This is a genomic window from Candidatus Babeliales bacterium, from assembly GCA_035944115.1.
Taxonomy (GTDB): Bacteria; Babelota; Babeliae; order Babelales; family Vermiphilaceae; genus DASZBJ01.
The window spans coordinates 1-1,744 of sequence record DASZBJ010000052.1; the positions used below are offsets into that span (position 1 = coordinate 1).

Genomic DNA, 1,744 nt, shown 5'->3' on the forward strand with positions numbered 1-1,744 from the left:
TCATCTCCCTTCCAATACTGCCGGGTGGAACAACAACAACAACCAATCTTTCGTCAAGTTCTTCTTCAAATTCTTCAAGCTCTTCTTCATCTTCATTTGCAAGTTCTTCTTCTTCTTCTTCTTTTGAAAGCTTCTTTGATCATGCTTCTTGTCCTTCTTGCTCTTCTAGGCCTTTGTGTTCTTCTTGTGCTTCTGCAAGATTGAAAAGCACTTCATCTTTGCATTCAGTGAGTTGTTCACTCTCGACGCAACAGATAGAACAAGTCATTGTAGCAGTGAAAAAGGCTACAAAAGCTGAAAAAGCTGCAGCTGCGAAGGCTGCAAAAGCTGAAAAGGCTGAAAAAGCTGCAATTGCGAAAGCTGAAAAAGCTGCCAAAGCTACAGCTGCAAAAGCTGCAAAAGCTGCAGAAGATGAAAAAGCTGCAACTGCAAAAGCTGCAAAAGCTGCAAAAGCTGAAGCTACAAAGGCTGCGATGGCTGGAGAAGCTACACAAGAAAGCTATCCATTTCATCCGAACCTGCCTGGTAGTGTAGTAGCGTTCATGTACGCATCTGAAAAAAGAAGATTAGCTGCTGAAGAAGCTGAAAGAGGTAAAGAACCTGTAGAAGTTGAAGCAGCTGACGTTGCAAGAGATGTAAGAGGTGCAGAAGCTAGAAAAACTGCAAGAGCTGCAAAAATTGCAGATGAAAAAAAGCAAACAGCTGAGTCAAGCTCTTCTTCATCATCTTCACCTTCTTCATCTTCATCTTCATCTTCGACTTCGACCTCTTCAGCTCCAGCCACAGAAACATGCAGGTTTAGAATCAACACACGCCAATCACGTTGTCTAGATTGTCGAAACTGGATGAGTTATGATTGCGAAAAACATGCGATATTCTGTGGCAACCCAGGTCATGCACAATGCGAATGCGGTCGCATGATGTGCGAAACGCACCTCATTTGTGGCTCATGCATAGCAAATGCAGAAATACTTGCAGCAACTTCTACAACTTCTACAACTTCTACAACTTCTACCTCCACTTCAAAAAAATCTATTCGCGGTAGATCCAAAAAGCGATAGATTTCAAAAATTGTACAGTACACTTCATGACAAAGAGTGTTCCTCTCTCTGTCATTCAGAACAAGAGTGAACAAGAGGAGTGTGTAACGAAAGACCCCTTTCGTTACACTTTCTCTCAATGTTCTAGTAACCTTACCGCCAACCCATGGACTATGAGTACTACAAGTAGTATTCTATTCTATAATATATATTTCCTATGTGACGGACGAAGACTTTCTCCGAATGCCATGCGGCATTCGTCTGTGAAAGAAAGTAAGTGAAAGTGAAAGTGAAATCAAACAAAATAAAACAAATAGAAAATTTAAAAATAAAACAAAACAAAAATAAATAAAAATAAAACAAATGAAACACAACAAAAACAAAACAAAACAAAACCTAAAATAAAACAAATAAGCTAAAACTTAAAACAAAAATACAAAACGAACAAGAAAAAGCTTAAAACAAAAACAATAAATAAAAATAAAAATAAAAATTTAAAACGAAAATAAACTAATAAAACAAAATCAAACAAAAGATTAAAATAAAATAAAACCGAACCGAACAAAACCAAAGCTTAAACAGAAATAAACAGAAACAAAAGCTGAGAAAAGAAAAAGAAAAGAAAAGAAAGTAAAGTGTAAAGTAAAGTAAATTGTATTTTTATTGATCAGATAACTTCACGGAAGAATCACACTGACTTCGAG

Annotated in this window: 1 protein-coding gene; it reads left to right on the plus strand. The window is 36.9% G+C overall.

Translation table 11 applies throughout. The features are described from left to right. A partial coding sequence (locus VGT41_06430) for a hypothetical protein (GenBank protein ID HEV2601898.1) occupies positions 1-1,061 on the plus strand: 1,061 nt, incomplete at its 5' end. Between the last annotated feature and the right edge of the window lie 683 nt (positions 1,062-1,744).